The organism is Mesorhizobium sp. M5C.F.Ca.IN.020.29.1.1, assembly GCF_003997375.1.
Lineage (GTDB): Bacteria > Pseudomonadota > Alphaproteobacteria > Rhizobiales > Rhizobiaceae > Mesorhizobium > Mesorhizobium wenxiniae.
On the sequence record NZ_RZSW01000083.1, the window covers coordinates 1 to 16,003 of the forward strand.

General features: G+C 58.5%; 20 protein-coding genes and 1 pseudogene. 9 read left to right on the forward strand and 12 right to left on the reverse strand.

The window, feature by feature from the left end:
• Positions 1-274 (forward strand): annotated as a pseudogene (locus tag EOA85_RS09655) (histidine kinase); the annotation flags it as partial.
• 56 nt (positions 275-330) lie between these two features.
• Here EOA85_RS09655 and EOA85_RS38055 read toward each other — a convergent pair.
• Positions 331-669 carry a hypothetical protein gene (locus tag EOA85_RS38055; protein ID WP_206523270.1) on the reverse strand — a complete coding sequence of 113 codons (339 nt, stop codon included), beginning with the start codon at positions 667-669 and terminating at the stop codon, positions 331-333.
• Between the two features lie 252 nt (positions 670-921).
• Here EOA85_RS38055 and EOA85_RS09665 point away from each other — a divergent pair, with 252 nt between their 5' ends.
• Together EOA85_RS09665 and EOA85_RS09670 are read left to right on the forward strand one after the other, a co-directional pair.
• The gene (locus tag EOA85_RS09665; RefSeq protein ID WP_065007863.1) at positions 922-1,161 is read left to right on the forward strand and encodes a hypothetical protein; all 240 of its coding nucleotides are present in this window, start codon (positions 922-924) and stop codon (positions 1,159-1,161) included.
• A gap of 203 nt (positions 1,162-1,364) precedes the next feature.
• The gene (locus EOA85_RS09670; protein ID WP_127209240.1) at positions 1,365-1,781 is read left to right on the forward strand and encodes an HD domain-containing protein; all 417 of its coding nucleotides are present in this window, start codon (positions 1,365-1,367) and stop codon (positions 1,779-1,781) included.
• A 53-nt stretch (positions 1,782-1,834) separates the two neighbouring features.
• On the opposite strand, the gene EOA85_RS09675 is transcribed toward EOA85_RS09670, so the two are convergent.
• Complete coding sequence (locus tag EOA85_RS09675) at positions 1,835-2,245, reverse strand: DUF427 domain-containing protein (protein WP_127209241.1); 411 nt, start codon at positions 2,243-2,245, stop codon at positions 1,835-1,837.
• A 376-nt stretch (positions 2,246-2,621) separates the two neighbouring features.
• Here EOA85_RS09675 and EOA85_RS09680 point away from each other — a divergent pair, with 376 nt between their 5' ends.
• Positions 2,622-3,059, forward strand: a complete 438-nt coding sequence (locus tag EOA85_RS09680; protein ID WP_127209242.1) for a CBS domain-containing protein — start codon at positions 2,622-2,624, stop codon at positions 3,057-3,059.
• A 103-nt stretch (positions 3,060-3,162) separates the two neighbouring features.
• The gene (locus EOA85_RS09685; protein ID WP_127209243.1) at positions 3,163-4,293 is read left to right on the forward strand and encodes a site-2 protease family protein; all 1,131 of its coding nucleotides are present in this window, start codon (positions 3,163-3,165) and stop codon (positions 4,291-4,293) included.
• Positions 4,294-4,453: 160 nt separating this feature from the next.
• On the opposite strand, the gene EOA85_RS09690 is transcribed toward EOA85_RS09685, so the two are convergent.
• Positions 4,454-5,110: a TerC family protein gene (locus EOA85_RS09690; protein ID WP_127209244.1), complete on the reverse strand. Its 657-nt coding sequence runs from the start codon at positions 5,108-5,110 to the stop codon at positions 4,454-4,456.
• 397 nt (positions 5,111-5,507) lie between these two features.
• Between EOA85_RS09690 and EOA85_RS09695 the strand changes: the two genes are divergently transcribed.
• Positions 5,508-6,617: an ionic transporter gene (locus EOA85_RS09695; protein WP_245485665.1), complete on the forward strand. Its 1,110-nt coding sequence runs from the start codon at positions 5,508-5,510 to the stop codon at positions 6,615-6,617.
• Between the two features lie 48 nt (positions 6,618-6,665).
• Here EOA85_RS09695 and phnE read toward each other — a convergent pair whose 3' ends face one another.
• From phnE to EOA85_RS09710, 4 genes are all read right to left on the reverse strand, one after another.
• Entirely contained in the window at positions 6,666-7,460 is a 795-nt protein-coding gene (gene phnE / locus EOA85_RS09700) for a phosphonate ABC transporter, permease protein PhnE (RefSeq protein WP_127209245.1), read from the reverse strand.
• Positions 7,453-8,202: an ATP-binding cassette domain-containing protein gene (locus EOA85_RS09705; protein ID WP_127209246.1), complete on the reverse strand. Its 750-nt coding sequence runs from the start codon at positions 8,200-8,202 to the stop codon at positions 7,453-7,455. The genes phnE and EOA85_RS09705 overlap by 8 nt, the downstream gene beginning before the upstream one ends.
• A 79-nt stretch (positions 8,203-8,281) precedes the next feature.
• The gene (locus EOA85_RS38825; RefSeq protein ID WP_245485667.1) at positions 8,282-8,425 is read right to left on the reverse strand and encodes a hypothetical protein; all 144 of its coding nucleotides are present in this window, start codon (positions 8,423-8,425) and stop codon (positions 8,282-8,284) included.
• On the reverse strand, positions 8,425-9,141 hold the full coding sequence (locus EOA85_RS09710; RefSeq protein ID WP_245485668.1) for a PhnD/SsuA/transferrin family substrate-binding protein: 717 nt from the start codon (positions 9,139-9,141) through the stop codon (positions 8,425-8,427). The genes EOA85_RS38825 and EOA85_RS09710 overlap by 1 nt, the downstream gene beginning before the upstream one ends.
• A 116-nt stretch (positions 9,142-9,257) precedes the next feature.
• On the opposite strand from EOA85_RS09710, the gene EOA85_RS09715 reads away from it, so the two are divergent.
• Positions 9,258-10,427: an alpha-D-ribose 1-methylphosphonate 5-triphosphate diphosphatase gene (locus tag EOA85_RS09715; RefSeq protein WP_127209247.1), complete on the forward strand. Its 1,170-nt coding sequence runs from the start codon at positions 9,258-9,260 to the stop codon at positions 10,425-10,427.
• Between the two features lie 6 nt (positions 10,428-10,433).
• Entirely contained in the window at positions 10,434-11,219 is a 786-nt protein-coding gene (phnF, locus tag EOA85_RS09720; RefSeq protein WP_127209248.1) for a phosphonate metabolism transcriptional regulator PhnF, read from the forward strand.
• A 108-nt stretch (positions 11,220-11,327) separates the two neighbouring features.
• On the opposite strand, the gene EOA85_RS09725 is transcribed toward phnF, so the two are convergent.
• From EOA85_RS09725 to EOA85_RS38830, 4 genes are all read right to left on the reverse strand, one after another.
• Positions 11,328-11,783 (reverse strand): NUDIX domain-containing protein, encoded by a 456-nt coding sequence (locus tag EOA85_RS09725; RefSeq protein WP_127209249.1) that lies wholly within the window; start codon positions 11,781-11,783, stop codon positions 11,328-11,330.
• Between the two features lie 242 nt (positions 11,784-12,025).
• A complete protein-coding gene (locus tag EOA85_RS09730; protein ID WP_127209250.1) occupies positions 12,026-12,757 on the reverse strand; it encodes a glycosyltransferase in 732 nt (243 codons plus the stop codon).
• Positions 12,758-12,835: 78 nt separating this feature from the next.
• On the reverse strand, positions 12,836-13,651 hold the full coding sequence (locus tag EOA85_RS09735; protein WP_206523271.1) for a glycosyltransferase family 2 protein: 816 nt from the start codon (positions 13,649-13,651) through the stop codon (positions 12,836-12,838).
• Positions 13,652-13,759: 108 nt separating this feature from the next.
• A complete protein-coding gene (locus EOA85_RS38830) occupies positions 13,760-14,272 on the reverse strand; it encodes a glycosyltransferase family 4 protein (RefSeq protein WP_245485669.1) in 513 nt (170 codons plus the stop codon).
• Here EOA85_RS38830 and EOA85_RS38835 point away from each other — a divergent pair.
• Positions 14,174-14,920: a hypothetical protein gene (locus tag EOA85_RS38835; protein WP_245485670.1), complete on the forward strand. Its 747-nt coding sequence runs from the start codon at positions 14,174-14,176 to the stop codon at positions 14,918-14,920. The genes EOA85_RS38830 and EOA85_RS38835 overlap by 99 nt on opposite strands.
• 128 nt (positions 14,921-15,048) lie before the next feature.
• Here EOA85_RS38835 and EOA85_RS09745 read toward each other — a convergent pair whose 3' ends face one another.
• Positions 15,049-15,762: a sulfotransferase domain-containing protein gene (locus EOA85_RS09745; RefSeq protein ID WP_127209253.1), complete on the reverse strand. Its 714-nt coding sequence runs from the start codon at positions 15,760-15,762 to the stop codon at positions 15,049-15,051.
• Between the last annotated feature and the right edge of the window lie 241 nt (positions 15,763-16,003).

A 16,003-nucleotide genomic window follows, 5' to 3' on the forward strand; every position in this document is an offset into this window, starting at 1 on the left:
GTCCAGTAGCGGCGGACGCGTCGAAATCGATTGGAATGTGATCCCTTCCGGTGACGGCGCCGACACCTTTCGACTGGTCTGGCATGAGTTGGATGGGCCGATCCTGGATGCTGTCAGGCGGCGCGGCTTCGGAGTTGTCGTCCTCGAGCGGGTGGCGCCGCAGGCACTCAGCGGCAGCGGGCGGCTGGAATTCCACGAGCAAGGCGTCACCTGGACGCTCGAGGCGCCGCTACCCTTCGTCCAGACGTCTGTCGCGGATAACGCGGCCGTTTGAAAGCGCCCGTGAAGCTGAACCCTCCCCTCCGACCGACTGTCCTGACGCCGGACCTATTACGTTCGGTCCGGCTTGCGATGATAGAGCGAAACAGTCCTGTCCTCCAGAACATCGAAGCCGCCGCTGCCAGGCAGAGCATCGCAATTCACTGAGTGCCGATGGACGTTATGTGATTCAAGAACTGTGAGGCTGTCGAATTCCATGGCCGCCCCGCAGAACTGGGCCGCTTGCAGTACCAGGCATTCGATGTCTTCAAGCGCGACGTTTTCTGCGAGGTTTCGCAGCCGCACGGCCTCGGCCACCGCGGTCACATTGACCAATCCCTTAAAGCGGGCGGCTGCCCTAACTTGCAGGTTAACGTCTTGACACAAATGAGGCGAGTAACCGTATTTCATGGAAAACCCTCTTTTTCAGGAGCGGTTTGTCCCTCGTTGGTAAGCATGCGCCATAACGATCCGAATGGCAACGGGATCCATAAAATTTCACCGTCAAATCAATAGGTTAGCACATGGCGCGGACTGTGCAGTCGACGCCTCACAGTCACTGTCATCCTTGCAAGCCGACAGCGTATGAACCAGCCTTGACGGGCGATGAGACTCCTCCTAATTCTTAGATAAATACTAACTTTGAGCGCTGGAGGGCAAAAAATGGGCGACCTGGAAAGACCCGAACGACTGCAGATCATGCTAACTGCTGACGAATTGGCTGCATTGGAGAACTGGCGCTTCGAAAGGCGCATGCCAAGCCGGTCGGCGGCGGTGAGAGAGTTGCTGCGGCGCGGTCTCCATGCAGACGGGTTTTTGACGGCAGCACAAGGTGCCAAGTCACAGGATTTTGGGATTCTGCCCAGTTCCGGGATTGTCGATGGACCGTCCGACGGCGGCTAGCCGTCTCGAACTGTCGCTCAAGGCTAGCAGCCTATACCGGTGCTTCCTTTCGACGTGCCGGAGCCTTGCCCGCGCTCTGGAACCTCAGGCAATCGTCGCGCGTTCGGTGACACGGGGCTACGGTGCCCCGCGCTTTTGAGGCACGTTGTGTACCGGAGCAAAGGCCGGTTGCATCAATACACAGGCCAGCAAGGATCGAAGCAGTGAGCGTGCTTTATCGGGCGGCAAAAATCGCCGAACAAGCTCATGCCGGGCAGATGGACAAGACCGGACGGCCCTATATCGAACATTGCCGCCGGGTCGTTGACGCCGTCGAAACGCTCGATCAGAAGGCCGTTGCCTATCTTCACGACGTTCTAGAGAAAAGCGACGGTTGGGACCGCGATCGGCTCGCGGCGGCTGGTTTTGGAACATCCATCGTGTCGGCAGTCGATGCCATGACACGCAGGCCGGACGAGGACGACCTCGCTTTCGTGCGCAGAGCAGCATCCAACCCATTGGCGCTGCCGGTCAAGCGCGCAGATCTCGCCGACAATCTGTGGCAGGCACGGCAGATTGGCGCGCCGACGTCGAAGTACGAAGACGGACTGCGGGCCCTCGACGAAAAATTCTCGCAATGAGGGAAAGATTGCCGCCTGCCGCGTTACCCGCCGATGTGGAAATCAAGCGCCACCTATTCGGGGTGGTGAGGCGTGTGTCGCTTGTCCTCGGCAGGATCGGCATCGATCCGCGCTTTGTCGCGATCGAAGGCGCCATGACGGGCGATGGCTGATGCCGGGGTGTCGGGCGTCTCGTAGGCCCACATGAAGTCGTCAGCCGCTCCGCCGACCGCGTGAACCCGCCAGTAACTTGCTGTGCCCTTCAGCGGGGAGCGCGTTGTGGTGTTCGTCTTCTCCAGAAGCTCGAAATAGATATCCTCGAAAGGGATATAGAAAACGGGATCATGTCCTTCTTCGTGAAGCACTTTTGCCCGCTCGGTTGAGGCAACGATCGCGTCGGAGAACCTGACCGTCACGGTTCCATTGAAAGGGGTGACTGTAAGCGCGCCGGGGTGGCGGGCGGAATTTGCGGCTGAGGGCTGCATTCGACTTCTCCGTTGGCTGCGCTGTCTCACTGAAACGTAGCACCGCCCATCAGGGTTCCAGGTCGGCCAGGCATCGGCGTCTCAACAAAATGCAATCGGTGCCTATCCCGAGTTCCGTCGCTCGGGCAGCGATGGCCGCCTCGATGCCTTTGCCGCGACGGAAAACGTGCAATAGGCGCACTGGAGCGCGCGACCGTGGGTGCGGCTTCGCGTCAAAGCGCTACCGCAAGCTTCCCGCAACGCAGGCTTTCTCAGCTCCGCCAGCTGAAATGCTGTGCGGGCAATCCACTTTCAAGGGAACGCTACCGCCGAAACTTCGTTCATCGGTCACCAATACCGTATCGGCCGCGGGCTTCGCAAATGAAGGGAGATTGCCATGAAAGTCGGCAACTGCATGACGAGGAATGTCCAGGTCGCGAACCCCGAACAGTCCATTCGCGAAGTAGCGCGGATCATGGGCAAGCTTGACGCCGGAGTGATGCCCGTGGGCGACCACGACCGGCTGGTCGGGATGATCACCGATCGTGATATCGCGATCCGCGGCGTAGCATTGGGTATGGGACCTGACACCAAGGTGCGTGATGTCATGACCCCGGAGGTCAAATACTGCTTCGATGACGAAGACGTCGAGCATGTGCTTGAGAACATGGGCGACCTGCAGGTGCGTCGGCTTCCGGTTCTGAACCGCGAAAAGAGGCTCGTCGGGATCATCTCTCTTGGCGATCTCGCGACGAACGGCGAAGCGGCAGAAGCGGGAGATGCTTTAAGCGACATCTCGAAGCCCGGCGGCGAGCACTCGCAAACTGCTCACTGACTGACGCTGCGACACGTCGGTGCCAGCGCCTGATGTTCTCGAGCCATTGCAAGCGCCCTGCCAAAGCCTATGCTGAAGGTGGGGCCTCTCGGAGTAGATTAGATTGAGCTGGTCGCTGAACCTCGGGACGATCGCCGGCACCACCGTGCGCGTTCACTTTACCTTCCTGCTTCTGCTCGTCTGGATTTGGCTGACGCACTATCGGATTGGCGGCACGCCAGCGGCTTGGGAAGGCGTTGCCTTCATCATTGCCGTCTTTGCGTGCGTGGTCCTGCATGAGTTCGGCCATATCGCCGCCGCACGGTATTTCGGCATCGGCACGCCGGACATCACACTTTTCCCGATCGGCGGCGTGGCCAGGCTGGAACGCATGCCCGAAGAGCCGGGACAGGAGTTCGTGATCGCGGTCGCGGGGCCGCTGGTCAATGTCGCGATCGCCGCGCTGATCTTCGCCTTGATAGGTGGGTCGGCGGGTGTCGAACAGATGGCCGGGATCGAGGATCCGCGCATGAATTTTCTCGCCAGGCTTGCCGGGGTCAATGTCTTCTTGGTCCTTTTCAACATGATCCCGGCCTTCCCGATGGATGGCGGCCGTATCCTGCGCGCAGCCCTCGCCGCCCGCCTTTCCTGGTCGCGCGCGACCCAGATCGCCGCCACGATCGGGCAAGGATTGGCCTTCGTCTTCGGTTTCGTTGGGCTGTTCTACAATCCGCTGCTGATCTTCATCGGCATCTTCGTCTATCTCGCCGCGGCGGCAGAAGCCCAGAACGCACAGATCCGCGAGGTTGCCACAAGCGTCCTGGTCGGTGACGTGATGATTACCGAGTTCGCCCGGCTGGAACGGTCGGCGACGCTTGACGAGGCAATCGAGATGCTGCTCGCGACCACGCAGCACGACTTCCCTGTCACCGACACCGCCGGCCATCTTAAGGGATTGGTGACACGCAACGACATGATCCGAACATTGAAAGAAAAGGGGCCTGCTGAACCGGTAGCGAGCGCAATGCGGAGCGATATCCCGAAAATACATTACCGCAAAAGTCTCGAGGAAAGCCTGCGGCTCATGCAGCAGGCAGATGTGCCTGCTGTCGCCGTCGTGGACAGTTCCGATCGGCTGGTCGGGCTCATGACACACGAAACCATAGGCGAGATGCTTATGGTCCGCTCGGCGGTTTCAGATGCCTTCCGATTTGGTCGTTTGCGTGGGAGCAACCCGCGACTCACACGGATCTGAGCAGGAGGATATTCTTTTTACCGCCTGATCGAGTGAGTGCGCTCTAAATGGTAAGGAAGCGAGCCGAGGCAGGATAATTGCGCCGACACGGGCCATTAGCCTTGCCTGGGAGCAGAACCGGCCGGAACGACGTCGTTCCGGCCGGCCCATCTTCTGTGTCTCAAGCGCCCGCGACGTGAGGCAGAAGCTCAAGCGCACCGCGATAGATCATGTCGCCAGCTACGTAGAGGATGACCACTAGGCCGACATAGGCAATCCAACGGTGCTTCTGAAGCAGATTGGCGATGAGGTTTGCAGCAATGCCCATCAGCGCGACGGAGAGGACAAGGCCGAAGATCAATACGTTCGGATGTTCGCGCGCGGCTCCCGCTACCGCCAGAACATTGTCGAGCGACATCGAAACGTCGGCGATGATGATCTGCCAGGTTGCCTGCGCCAGGGTCTTGCGCGGAGCTTTGCCAGCTATGATGCCGTCGTAGTCGACGTCACTTTCCGAAAGCGCTTCGATCGCCTGTGTTTCCTGCGCATGGTTTTGCCGGAGTTCGCGCCACATCTTCCAGCACACCCACAACAGCAATATACCGCCAGCCAACAGCAACCCGACGATCTGCAGGAGTTGAGTTGTCGCGGCCGCAAAGCCGATGCGCAGAACGGCGGCTGCGATTATACCAACGACGATTGCGTTTCTGCGCTGCTGTTTGGGTAGTCCGGCCGCGGCAAGGCCGATAACGATGGCGTTGTCACCGGCCAGCACCAGGTCGATCATGATGACCTGCAACAGAGCGGTCATTGCTTCAGGACTAAAAAATTCTGTCATACGGCACCCTTGCGTTCAGCTAGGGGTGACGCGGCTTGCGAGCATAACCGTAGAGCAACGCGGACACCGCGTATGACAAGAGAAATGCCGCTACAGCTGAAGAAATCTCAAAGCCAGGCCACCCGGATTGAATTCCAGTCCGACATCACAGTCCTGATGGACTGCCAGAGGGGCCCGGCCTGGTAGCACCTAGCTATTGCCGGAAACGCGAAAACTCAAGGCTTAATTGTAATTCGGGATGTGTGGCATCGACCCTCGGCAAGTTTCGTACGCCAAGTCGATCGGGCACGCGGCCATTGTACGGGCCGGCAGCCGCAAGTACACTGAGACCGTGGGTTTTGGTCAGTCTCTGTAATACTCGATCTGCGACCGTCGATGGCGATGAAGGAAATCCGTCTTGGCTGTTCATCGACGACCGATCGGCCAATATCTGTTCCCAATCGGCTCCTTGGGTCTGGCCGCACTGATTCATTTCGGCGCCGCGTCGATCGAGCATTCGCTGCTTTCGATCAAGATCCTGGCGATGATCGTGGTCGCTATCTTCATCTTCGCGACCGTGTTTGTGGTTTTGCATCATGCCGAAGCCGTCGCACGGCGGCTCGGTGAACCTTACGGCACGCTGCTTTTGACATTTTCGGTCACGGCCATCGAAGCATCGGTCATCGTTTCGATGATGCTCCATGGCGAGAACAACCCGACGCTGGCACGCGAGTCCGTGTTTTCAACGGTCATGATCGTGTGCGCTGGTGTTGTCGGAGTCTGCCTCACACTGGGTGGGCTGAAGCATCGATATCAGGACATCAAACGACAGGGCACCAACGCTTCCCTTGCCGTCATTATGGCGCTGACGGTTCTTACGCTGATCCTTCCAAACTACACGCTTGCAACAAGCCCCGGTACGTTCTCCGCATCGCAACTCGCTTTCGTGAGCGTTCTTTCAATCCTCCTCTATGGTGCCTTCGTCTTTGCCCAGATGGTGCGCCATCGGGGTGATTTTATCGAGGATCTGACGTCCAGCGCGGAACATGAGGCGCATGTATCTGAGGGTGGGAACGTGGCCACAAACGTGCTCCTCTTATTTGTTGGACTGGCAGGGATCGTTCTTCTGACCGAGCAGGTGGCCGGCAGCATCGAGAATGGGCTCGAGTTTCTTCAAGTTACTCAGGCGGACGCAATCGTGGGCTTCTTCGTCGCTGCGCTGGTGCTTATGCCGGAGGCGGTGTCGGCGGTTCGGGCAGCGCTCAATAACGAACTTCAGCGAGGACTGAATGTCGCTCTCGGCTCTGCCTGCGCCACAATCGGCCTGACAATCCCGGCAATCGGTGCGGCGAGCCTGCTCACCGGACGAAGCCTGACTCTTGGTCTGGGCCCGGGGGATACCGTGCTTCTCATCCTCGCGCTTGCCATCAGCATCGTGAGCTTTGGGACGGGCCGAACAACGATGCTGACGGGGCTTGTTCATCTCGTCGTGTTTGTCGCCTATCTGTTCCTTATCTTCGTGCCGTAGAGCGCGGGCCGTGTCGTGTCGATTTGCGCGCAAATGGCTAGCCTGCAATCACTGGACCTTCGAGCGCAAGCGATCCGTCACGAACTCCATCAACACCACGATGGTGAAGATCACGAAAATGATGGTCGAGGCATTCTTGTATTGGAAAAGATCGAACGCGACCTTCAGCTCCTGGCCGATGCCACCGGCTCCAACGAGGCCGAGAACAACGGACGAGCGCACTGCCTTTTCAAGCGCAAAGAGCGTGGTGTTTGTCAGGGACGGCATAGCGTCGGGCAGAACTGCCCCGCAGAGGACAGAGAACCGACTGGCCCCGATTGCAAACAGCGCTTCCTGAGGTCTTTCGTCGGCATCCTCCATCGCCTCGGCGAAGAAGCGCCCGCAAAAACCGATCGTATCGACGACGATGGTCATGGTTCCAGCAACCGCCCCGAGACCAACGGCTGACACGAAAAGAAGTGCCCAGACCAAATCTGGAACGGTCCTAAACAATGAGACCAGGATCCTGGAGATATGCCGGAACGGGCCGAGCGGGGTTATGTCCTTGGCCGTGAGCCAGGCAAATGGCAAGCTGAGGACGACACCTATTGCTGTCCCCACGACCGCTATCTGAAACGTTTCGATCATGCGCCAGAAAACCCGCAGGAGGAACCCTGGCTCGACATTTGGGGGTATCATGCGGCCGACGAGCCGGGCCATGCGGGGCACTCCCCCTGCCAGCTGTTCCGGCGAAGGTGCGACCTGCCCGGCGGAAACGATCACGAGAGCGGCCAAAGCGACGGCAAAGCTGAAAGTGAGGGGCGAGATCGATGGAATCCGGCTCGGCGAAAGGCGGTCATGCATCGAAGACGTCTTTCAAATCAGCGCGGGTGACATGCGCCGTCGGCCGGTCGAAGAAGACCTTGCCCGCCTTGAGCGCTATCAAGCGATCGGAGTAGTCGAGAGCATGTTCCATGTCGTGCGTGGTGTAGACCAAGGTGATCGCTTGTTCCTGGGTGAGCTCGGAGAAAACTCGCATCACATCATGTCCAGCCGCAGGATCGAGACTTGCCGCCGGTTCGTCTGCTATCAAAAGCTTCGGACGCCGGATCAACGCACGGGCAATCGCCACCCGCTGCGCCTGCCCTCCAGAAAGCGCGTCGGCGCGGGCGCCTGCCTTGCCGAGAAGCCGCACGTCGGCGAGCGCCTGCATTGCTTCCTCGCGCCAGTGTTGCTTTGCGATGGAATGGTGCCAGCCGCGCCAGCCGCCGGGCAGCCCGAGCTTGCCCTGCAAAACGTTTGTAAGAACGGATTGGCGGCTAACCAGTCCGTGATGCTGGAAGACAAATCCGATCTGCCTGCGTATGCGCCGCAGCTGGGCGACGGACGGCGCCGAGCGGAAGCTCTCGCCGAGGGTGACGACCTCGCCACCGCTCGACGGTAAAAGACCGATGAGGCATTTGAGCAGGGTGGATTTTCCAGCACCGTTCGAGCCAATCAGGGCAACCCGTTCGCGCGATGCTATGGTGAGGCCAATACTGGAGAAAACAACCTTTCCGTTCGCATAGCTCTTCGCAAGATCGTGCGCGGCAATGATTGCTGTCATAGTGACCTCTTGGCCCAGACGGGACTACGAAATAGACCGGCGGTTAACCGCCGGCCTTTGCGATGAAAAGGAGCAAGCCTCAGTTTACGAAGTCGGTGAGGGTCTCGATTCCGATCGTGCGGTACATCGAGCGGACATAGTCGTAGTCCGAGTCCCTGACATCAGTCAGAAAGAAACCGCCCTTGAATTTCTGGTTGTCCTCGCCTGTCAGGATCGCTTTCATCAGCTCGTTGCCATTCTTCGCAAAGGCATCGCGGACCTGACGAACACGTCGTCTGAAATGTCCTTACGGGCGACAAGAATGTCGTTCGGCAGATCGCGGCCCCGTGCGATTACCGAGAAGGCAGTGTCGGGGAACGCTTCCCGGACCGAGTTCAGATAACCGAAATTCAAGCCGATAGCGGCGATGTCGCCGCGGATGAGAGCCTCAGCCGCGATATTGCGCGATATGATCACTGGCTCGTAATCGGTGGCATATTTCAGGTTGAAATCGGCCAGCGCCTGCGCGGGGCCGAGGTGCTGGGAGGTCGAGCCTACCGAGCCGAATGCAATCTTCTTGCCCTTCAAGTCTTCAATCGAGCGGATCGGTCCATTCGCCAGTACGGCGATCTGAGCGAAATAATCGGGGCGCTGCCAGGCAACAACAATCTTCGGCTGGCTTAATTCCTTCATGACCACGTATTCAGCAGGACCGGTCAGGACGAGATCGACCTGCCCGGAATTCATGGCCTCGACGGCGGTGGTCCGCGAGCTGACCGGAAACAGCTCGATATCCAGGCCGGTCGCCTCTTCAAGAGCGGTCTGGAAAGCGCCGAATTCCTGCTGAAGAGCCTCCAGTCCCTCCATGTCGGTTACCGCGAATTTCACCGGCTCCGCAAAAGCTGGAAGAGCGGAGGCAAGCGTCAGCGCGAGTGCGGTTGCGATGGTGCGGATCATCATTTTTCCTTTGCTGTATAGACAGGAAACTGTTACCCGCTAATCCGTATACGCAGCAGATGACGTGCTCGTGACATTTCGTCGGCGCCACCGGCAGGCTTTGCTTTTAGAGGGATACAGTGAACTGGCACATCCAGGGTGGTCGCATCCTTACCGACCGGGGACTTGAAACCGCGGACCTGAGCATTGCCGGCGGGATACTGTCAGAGATCCAAGCGGCCCATGCGTCCATAATCGATGCCGATGGTCTGCTCGTGCTTCCGGGGATCGTCGATATCCACGGCGACGGCTTCGAGCGGCAAATCATGCCGCGGCCGGGTGTCCGCTTCGACACGGCGCTGGCGTTGAAAGATACGGACCGCCAGCTTGTCGCCAATGGAGTAACCACAGCCTTTCACGGCGTCACGGTGTCATGGGAGCCCGGACTTCGCTCGCTCGAAGCCGCCAAGCAACTGATCGGCGCGCTCTGCGATCTCCGCGATACTCTTAGCTGCGATACGCGTGTGCATCTGCGCTGGGAGACCTTCGCACTTGATCAGATGGCGCAGGTCATACAATGGCTCTCTCTTTGGCCGCGACCGATCATTGCTCTCAACGACCATACGACCGGGTCGGTATTGAACGGCACGATCGCCCGCAAGATCGGCCAGATGGCGGAACGGTCCGGCTTGAGCCGTGAGCAGTATATGGCGTTGCTCGATCAGATTTGGTCCCGCCGGGCCGACGTAGCGATCGCGATCGGGAAGCTGGCCGCGACTGCACGGGCCAATGGCAATGTGCTTCTTGCCCATGACGAAGCGTCTCCCGAAGAACGTATGTATTTCCGCGGTCTCGGTGCAAAGGCTTCGGAATTTCCACTGACGCTCGAAACGGCGAAAGCCGCGCGGCAAATGGGCGAGGATGTGATCCTCGGCGCGCCCAATGTCGTGCGCGGCGGCAGCCATAATGGAGCGCTGAATGCCACCGAGGCCATCAGAGCCGGGCTCTGCACGGTGCTGACCAGTGACTACCACTATCCCTCGCCTCTGCATGCGGCCTTCAGGCTGTCTTCTCCGGGGGCCAGCGATTTCCCCATGATCTGGAATCTGGTCTCGGCAAATCCGGCCCGGGTAGCCGGCCTTGACGATCGCGGATTGCTTGTTGCCGGCCGCCGAGCGGATCTGATCCTCGTCGATGCCGGCGATCCGGAGCATCCGCGTGTGGTGGCCACCATGGTTCACGGACAAATTGTCTATTCCTCTGGACTCTCGCGTAAACCGACGGTCGGCACACCGATCGCCGGTGAATAAGGCTTCATGAACCAGAATACGAAAATCCCAACACCACACGAGCGCAGCGTCAATCGTCTCCTGGCCTTTGACGGGCTGGTCTTTCGGCCACGCAGCGATTCGCCGATCTGGCAGCAGATCTACGATCACATCTTAGATCTGATCGAGAGCGGCTGTCTTCCGCCGGGCAGCCAACTTCCCGGAGAAACGCATCTGGCGGAGAAACTCGCGGTCACCCGCATTACACTTCGCCGGGCGCTGCAGCAGTTACAGCATGAGGGCCACCTCACCGCTCGCAAGGGCGTCGGTATCTTCGTGCGAAACCTACCCTCGACATTCACGGTTCGCGACGGACAGCGCTTTCTCGACAATTTCGAAGCTCATGGCCAGAAAATCGGCACCAAGACGCTGCTGATCGTCCGGGAACCAGCAGAACCGGCCGCGGCGGAGCGGTTGCGTCTCGCACCTGATGCCGCCATTATCCGGCTGTGCCGGATCAGAACGTCCGATAAGCAGCCGGTTTACGTCAATACCAAGGTCTTTCCAGCCAATCTCTTTCCTGATTTCGAGCAGACGTACGACGTGCGTCAGTCGGTGACCGATGTTTTCCGCGCGCATGGCATCGAGAATTACCGGCGGGCCGAGACGCGCATCAGTGGCGGCTTTGCGTCCCCTGATGAAGCCGGAATCCTGCGGCTGACACCCGGAACACCAGTATTCCGCATCAATGCCGTCAACGAGGACCGCAACGGCATACCAATCGAATGGACCCGCGGCTGCTGGCCGCTGACGTCTGTCGAGTTCGTGTTCTGATCCTGGCGCGATGGCGCGGTCAACATGGTCTTCGCCTCAGCCCATGGTTCCTGGGGCGCAGCGATCAGCACGACCAGTTCATGATGTCGGTCGGCCAATAGGTCGGCTTTAGACGGACCCCACAAGCCGGTCGAGAAAAGGCCGCTGGCCAATAAGCATCTTTTCCCGGGCCATATCGACGCCGAACCACCCTGCGCGATCGATCTCCGGAAAGAACTGTATGCGGCCGCTGCGCGGTGGCCATTCCATCTCGAACATGTTGCTCCGCAAAGTGCCGGCGTCGAAATCGCATTCGACGCCGAAGGCTGTAATAAGCTTGCCGCCGCGCTGGCGCAGCTCCCCCAACGCAAGCAGTGCTCCCTCGAGCTCCCAGCCGGTTTCCTCCACGAATTCGCGACGTGCCGCAGCTTCCGGCTGTTCGTCATCACCATACTCGCCCTTTGCAATCGACCATGCGCCAAGATCGCGGCTTTGCCAGAACGGCCCGCCCGGATGAACAAGCAACACCTGCAGTTCGTTGCTCGATCTGCGGTAAGGCAGGATGCCCGCACTTCTTTTCGCCATGGCCTCAAGCCTCTGCCATGCAGCATGCCGCAACAACGACAAAGCAGTTGCCGGCTTAGCACAGCAGACGCCGTGCCAACGCCAAGCGCTGGAAAGCACGTCGCCAAAAATGGCTGTTCGACAACCCGCTCGGTTCGATTTCGACCAGGCACGCCTAGTCTGTTCACCGATCTGCACGAACCGCGCGCTGCCGGCGATCTCGACGAAACGTCCGATATGGTCGGGCCGATCGGTTGGATTAGCTACCGGCTCGCCGAGCGCGAAAGAGAAGCTTCCGTTTGTTCGGCATTACTCAAGAATTCGTCGCGTTCGGCTATCCACAGATCCGCATAGTCGACATTCTGCCACTCGGCAAACCACGGACCACCGCTTGTATAGTGGACCGCCTTAGGTGTGCCATGCGTCGGCTTTTCGTTCCAACCTTCAAGCCAGTTCCACTCTACTGGCAGCGAGCCCAGGTCCTCATCGGCGACCCACTGCATTCGATGGAGGTAGGCACCACTTTCGCGGTTCACGACCTCTGGCGTAAGCGATTTAACCGAAGGGTGCGCGCAGTTGAACAGCATCAGCGAGGACCAGTTTTTTCGTGGGTAGGATGTCTGGACCACGCCGTCCATCTTGGTAGTGGCCTTCGGCGTATAATCATGCTGGACGCAATAGACCGCCTTGTTCGACTTCGTGTATTTCAGCAAACCTGCGACGTCACCGAGCCACAGGAAGTCGCAATCGCAGAACAAAGCCCAACCCGTGTAGTCGGCGAGAAAAGGCGTGAGAAACCGCGTATAGGTGAACTCTGTTGACGCGAGTGGATCTTTTTCCCTCCAATACAGTCCACGGGCACGCAGTTCGTCCTGTTTGATTGGAATGACGGAGACAGGCACCGAAGCGTTTTTAAGCAAAGAGTGCCGTGCTACGTCGTAAGCGATCGGCTCGCGGCTGTCCCATCCAACGAATACCCTAAACGCATCAGTCATATTCAGTACCTTGGCTCCAATTTCAAAACGGCCATACACTAACTGTCTGGCAACAGCTCGGCAACAATGGTGCAGAAATTAGCCAGGACGATTTCTGAATCGCACGGATTTGCCTTTCACGCCGGTCCTGCTTTTTTCGGCGGATTTCGCCTCGCTGCCCAATGCGACAAGTGCCCATTTCTGATAGGTGTAGCTGGCTGAATAAGCGGCAACCATCGCGCCGGTCGAACCGTCCAGAAATCCCAGCTTAAAAACATAGCTGTTCATATAGGCCCAGACCGAGCGCAACACCGCCTTGCTTATCGAGCTTCTTTTGCCCTCGGTAAGCAGCCGCGCCGCGGACGCTTCTGCGTATCGGCCGATCTTGTCATGCGCGTCTGCCAGGTCGGCGATGGAGTCATGCTCCATAGGATGGGACAATCGCGTAACCTTCCCATTCACCACAACTTTCTCGTGCACCGTGTCGTTGCTGAAGCGCCCGGACTGTCGACGGAAAAGCCGGAGCACCAGGTCGGGCGACCAGCCGCCATGGCGGACGATGTGCCCACAAAAGCGGGATCTTCTTGGTATTTCGAAGCCATCATAGCCTTTTGGGTTGGCGATAGCGGCTCTGATTTCTGCAGCGAGGGGTGGCTCGACCCACTCGTCGGCATCAAGCGAAAGGACCCAATCCCCTGTCGCCGCGGCCAGGGCACGGTTTTTTTGCGCGCCGAAACCGGGCCAATCGAGGGTAATCAGGACCTTGGCCCCGAGTGCACTGGCGATGTCCCTGGTTTGATCGGTGCTGTTGTTGTCGAGGACGACGATTTCGTCGGCAAAATGTACCGAGCGAAGGCAACGTGCAATGCACGCTTCCTCATTGCGGCTGATTATGATGACTGAGAGCGCCGGCACTGTCAGACGGTTCCGGCGTCAAAACTGCAACAGTTGTTCAAAGAAACTGGTCCCCCGGCCTGTTAGCACTCCGAGCGATACTAACGAATTCAAAAAAAATGTCGAAAATTATCTCAGGTCGAGACTTTCGTAGAGCGCTATCATTCTCCTGATCATGACGTTGAAATCGTAATGTTCGGCCGCCGCTCTGACCTTTGCCGCAGTTTCAGGCCGTGACGACAGCTGCAACGCACGGGCAAGCCCGGCGGCGAGGTCGTTTACGCTGGCTGCGTCGCAAACAAGCGTCGGCTCGAACCGATCGACCAGCTCGCGCGCGCCACACCCGGTGCTTACCACGGCGGGCAAGCCGCTGGCCATGGCTTCGATCACCACTGTGCCGAATGGGTCATAAATGGAAGGCAGCACGGCAATGTCGGCCGCGCCGTACCATGGCAACATATCTTTCTGCGGCCCCAACATCCTGAGCCTTGCGCCCAGACCCAGTCTGTCGCCGGCCTGTTTGAAGGCATTGGCGCGCGAATCATGGCCAATGACCCACACCTCCGGCTCACCGTCCAGCGTAGCGACAGCCTTCATCAATGGAAGAAGTCCTTTTCGCGCGAAACCCGAGCCGACAAACAGGACGACCGGCCTGTTATCGTCGACATCGCGCTGCGCGCGGACCGCGGCCCGATGCTGTTGGCGCAGCTCCAAGTTGAAGCGGTCCAGGTCAACCCCGTTGGGAACATGGTGCACACGTTCCGCCGGATAGTCGTAGTGACGGATAATGTCCTCAGCCACCATTTTCGAAATGGCAATCACAGCTTTAAGCCGTGGGCTGGCATAGGTTGTGCGTTCAAGACGCAGCGTCTGGCGATGAAAGGGACTCAGCGCCGTCGCTGCCCTGCCAAGCCGCGTCTCGAAACGACGCCGCTCGGCAAGATAGGCGGCATGAACGCCTTCCCCGGCCCGGAAGACATCGCAGCACGGAAGACGATCGTTGCTCTGCACCAGGGCCGGTGGCATTTCGGCGATCTTGCGGCATGCGGCTCGGGCAAAGGACGTCGCCCGCAGGGAGCGGGGAAAGCGGCGGCCGGCACAATGGATGAATTCTATGCCTTCGTATCGCGGCCAGTCGCCGGACAGCACAGCCACCGGCCGTTGACGCGCGGCGAACGCCGCCATGATGTTTTCCAGCATGATCTCGCCTCCGCCAAAGGGCGCATAGCGCTGGCGTACGAACAGGATAGGCGTCTTCGGTTCCGCCTGAACCCGTTGATTATGCTGTGACAAATCCATGCGATCTCGCTACGCCGTTGAGCACTCCGGAACCGGCGGATTTATAAATCACGCAGATGAGCGCGATCTGACCAGTTTGGCTATCCGCCTGCACTGCTGGAGTGAAGATGTGGTTATCGCTAGGCAGTTATTCCATAATTTTCCATGATATTTTTGCAGTATAAAATTTCTTTTTCGGTAAGGTAGTCCTTATACCCGCCAACTACGCCGCGTCTAACTTTAAAACTATCGGAATCGGTGCTGTCTACCGTTCTTAAGCGGTGACCATAGCGCTCATCGCTTTGCCCAGAGGATTCCTTGTTTCTCATGGACTCAAATCGACCGACGTCAATTGCTTTCGTAATTTCCTCCTCGTCTGGTTCTACATTTAACCATTTCGCGATTTGTCTAAGCTCGGAGGCGGCATCGCTGTGGAGCGTTTCGTATCGCGTGATCAACACATCGTCTCTTTCTCTTATTGCCGCCAGCCACATTGCATTGAAGCGGAGGGTCCTCTCGATACCAAACTGTGGGTCTCGTACAAAGCTCGACAAATCGCCTTGGAATAAGCCGCGCCACGCTTCGCGTTTGGTGACGTGAAAATATCCGGAAATTGTTGTGTCGATCGGATTGCGATGCAAAAAAATCAGGGGCCGCTTTCCCAAAAAAGCGTCGGCAGAGCGGAAATCTTTTCTGTGGAACGCGCTGCCGCCGTGGGTGTAATCGAGGCCGACGACAAGCTGATCAAGCATGACTCTTAACCATGTCCGCCCTGATTTGGGGTAGGAAATGCAAAGGCCTAAATTACTGGAATTTTCTTCTGCCTTCGGTTTGAGCCACCGCAGTAATTTCATGGTCACCTCGCAAACATTCCTATCAGCTGCCGATTGCTAAGCACCCCGCTTCCGGACCTTATGACATGACGACTCATGTCGATCAAACTTGGCCGATGAGCAACCACGTCTTTTGTCGCGCCTCGTCCATACGCTTCCCAATCTCGGCGGCCGGTTGCGCGTCAACCGTAAATCACTGTTGCGGTAGATCAGGAAGTCGGTGCTGGCGCGCGGCGAAAACAGATTTGGGGCGATTCTCCAC

Bases quoted from the DNA above. Each gene is read 5' to 3' on its own strand.
- EOA85_RS09680 (WP_127209242.1), top strand. From the start codon at position 2,622: ATGAAAGTCGGCAACTGCATGACGAGGAATGTCCAGGTCGCGAACCCC.
- EOA85_RS38055 (WP_206523270.1), bottom strand. From the start codon at position 669: ATGAAATACGGTTACTCGCCTCATTTGTGTCAAGACGTTAACCTGCAA.
- EOA85_RS09725 (WP_127209249.1), bottom strand. From the start codon at position 11,783: ATGGCGAAAAGAAGTGCGGGCATCCTGCCTTACCGCAGATCGAGCAAC.
- EOA85_RS38835 (WP_245485670.1), top strand. From the start codon at position 14,174: ATGGCCAATGACCCACACCTCCGGCTCACCGTCCAGCGTAGCGACAGC.
- EOA85_RS09730 (WP_127209250.1), bottom strand. From the start codon at position 12,757: ATGACTGATGCGTTTAGGGTATTCGTTGGATGGGACAGCCGCGAGCCG.
- EOA85_RS38825 (WP_245485667.1), bottom strand. From the start codon at position 8,425: ATGAAAGCGATCCTGACAGGCGAGGACAACCAGAAATTCAAGGGCGGT.
- phnF (WP_127209248.1), top strand. From the start codon at position 10,434: ATGAACCAGAATACGAAAATCCCAACACCACACGAGCGCAGCGTCAAT.
- EOA85_RS09675 (WP_127209241.1), bottom strand. From the start codon at position 2,245: ATGCAGCCCTCAGCCGCAAATTCCGCCCGCCACCCCGGCGCGCTTACA.
- EOA85_RS09665 (WP_065007863.1), top strand. From the start codon at position 922: ATGGGCGACCTGGAAAGACCCGAACGACTGCAGATCATGCTAACTGCT.
- EOA85_RS09705 (WP_127209246.1), bottom strand. From the start codon at position 8,202: ATGACAGCAATCATTGCCGCGCACGATCTTGCGAAGAGCTATGCGAAC.
- EOA85_RS09710 (WP_245485668.1), bottom strand. From the start codon at position 9,141: ATGATGATCCGCACCATCGCAACCGCACTCGCGCTGACGCTTGCCTCC.
- EOA85_RS09745 (WP_127209253.1), bottom strand. From the start codon at position 15,762: ATGAAATTACTGCGGTGGCTCAAACCGAAGGCAGAAGAAAATTCCAGT.
- EOA85_RS09690 (WP_127209244.1), bottom strand. From the start codon at position 5,110: ATGACAGAATTTTTTAGTCCTGAAGCAATGACCGCTCTGTTGCAGGTC.
- phnE (WP_127209245.1), bottom strand. From the start codon at position 7,460: ATGCATGACCGCCTTTCGCCGAGCCGGATTCCATCGATCTCGCCCCTC.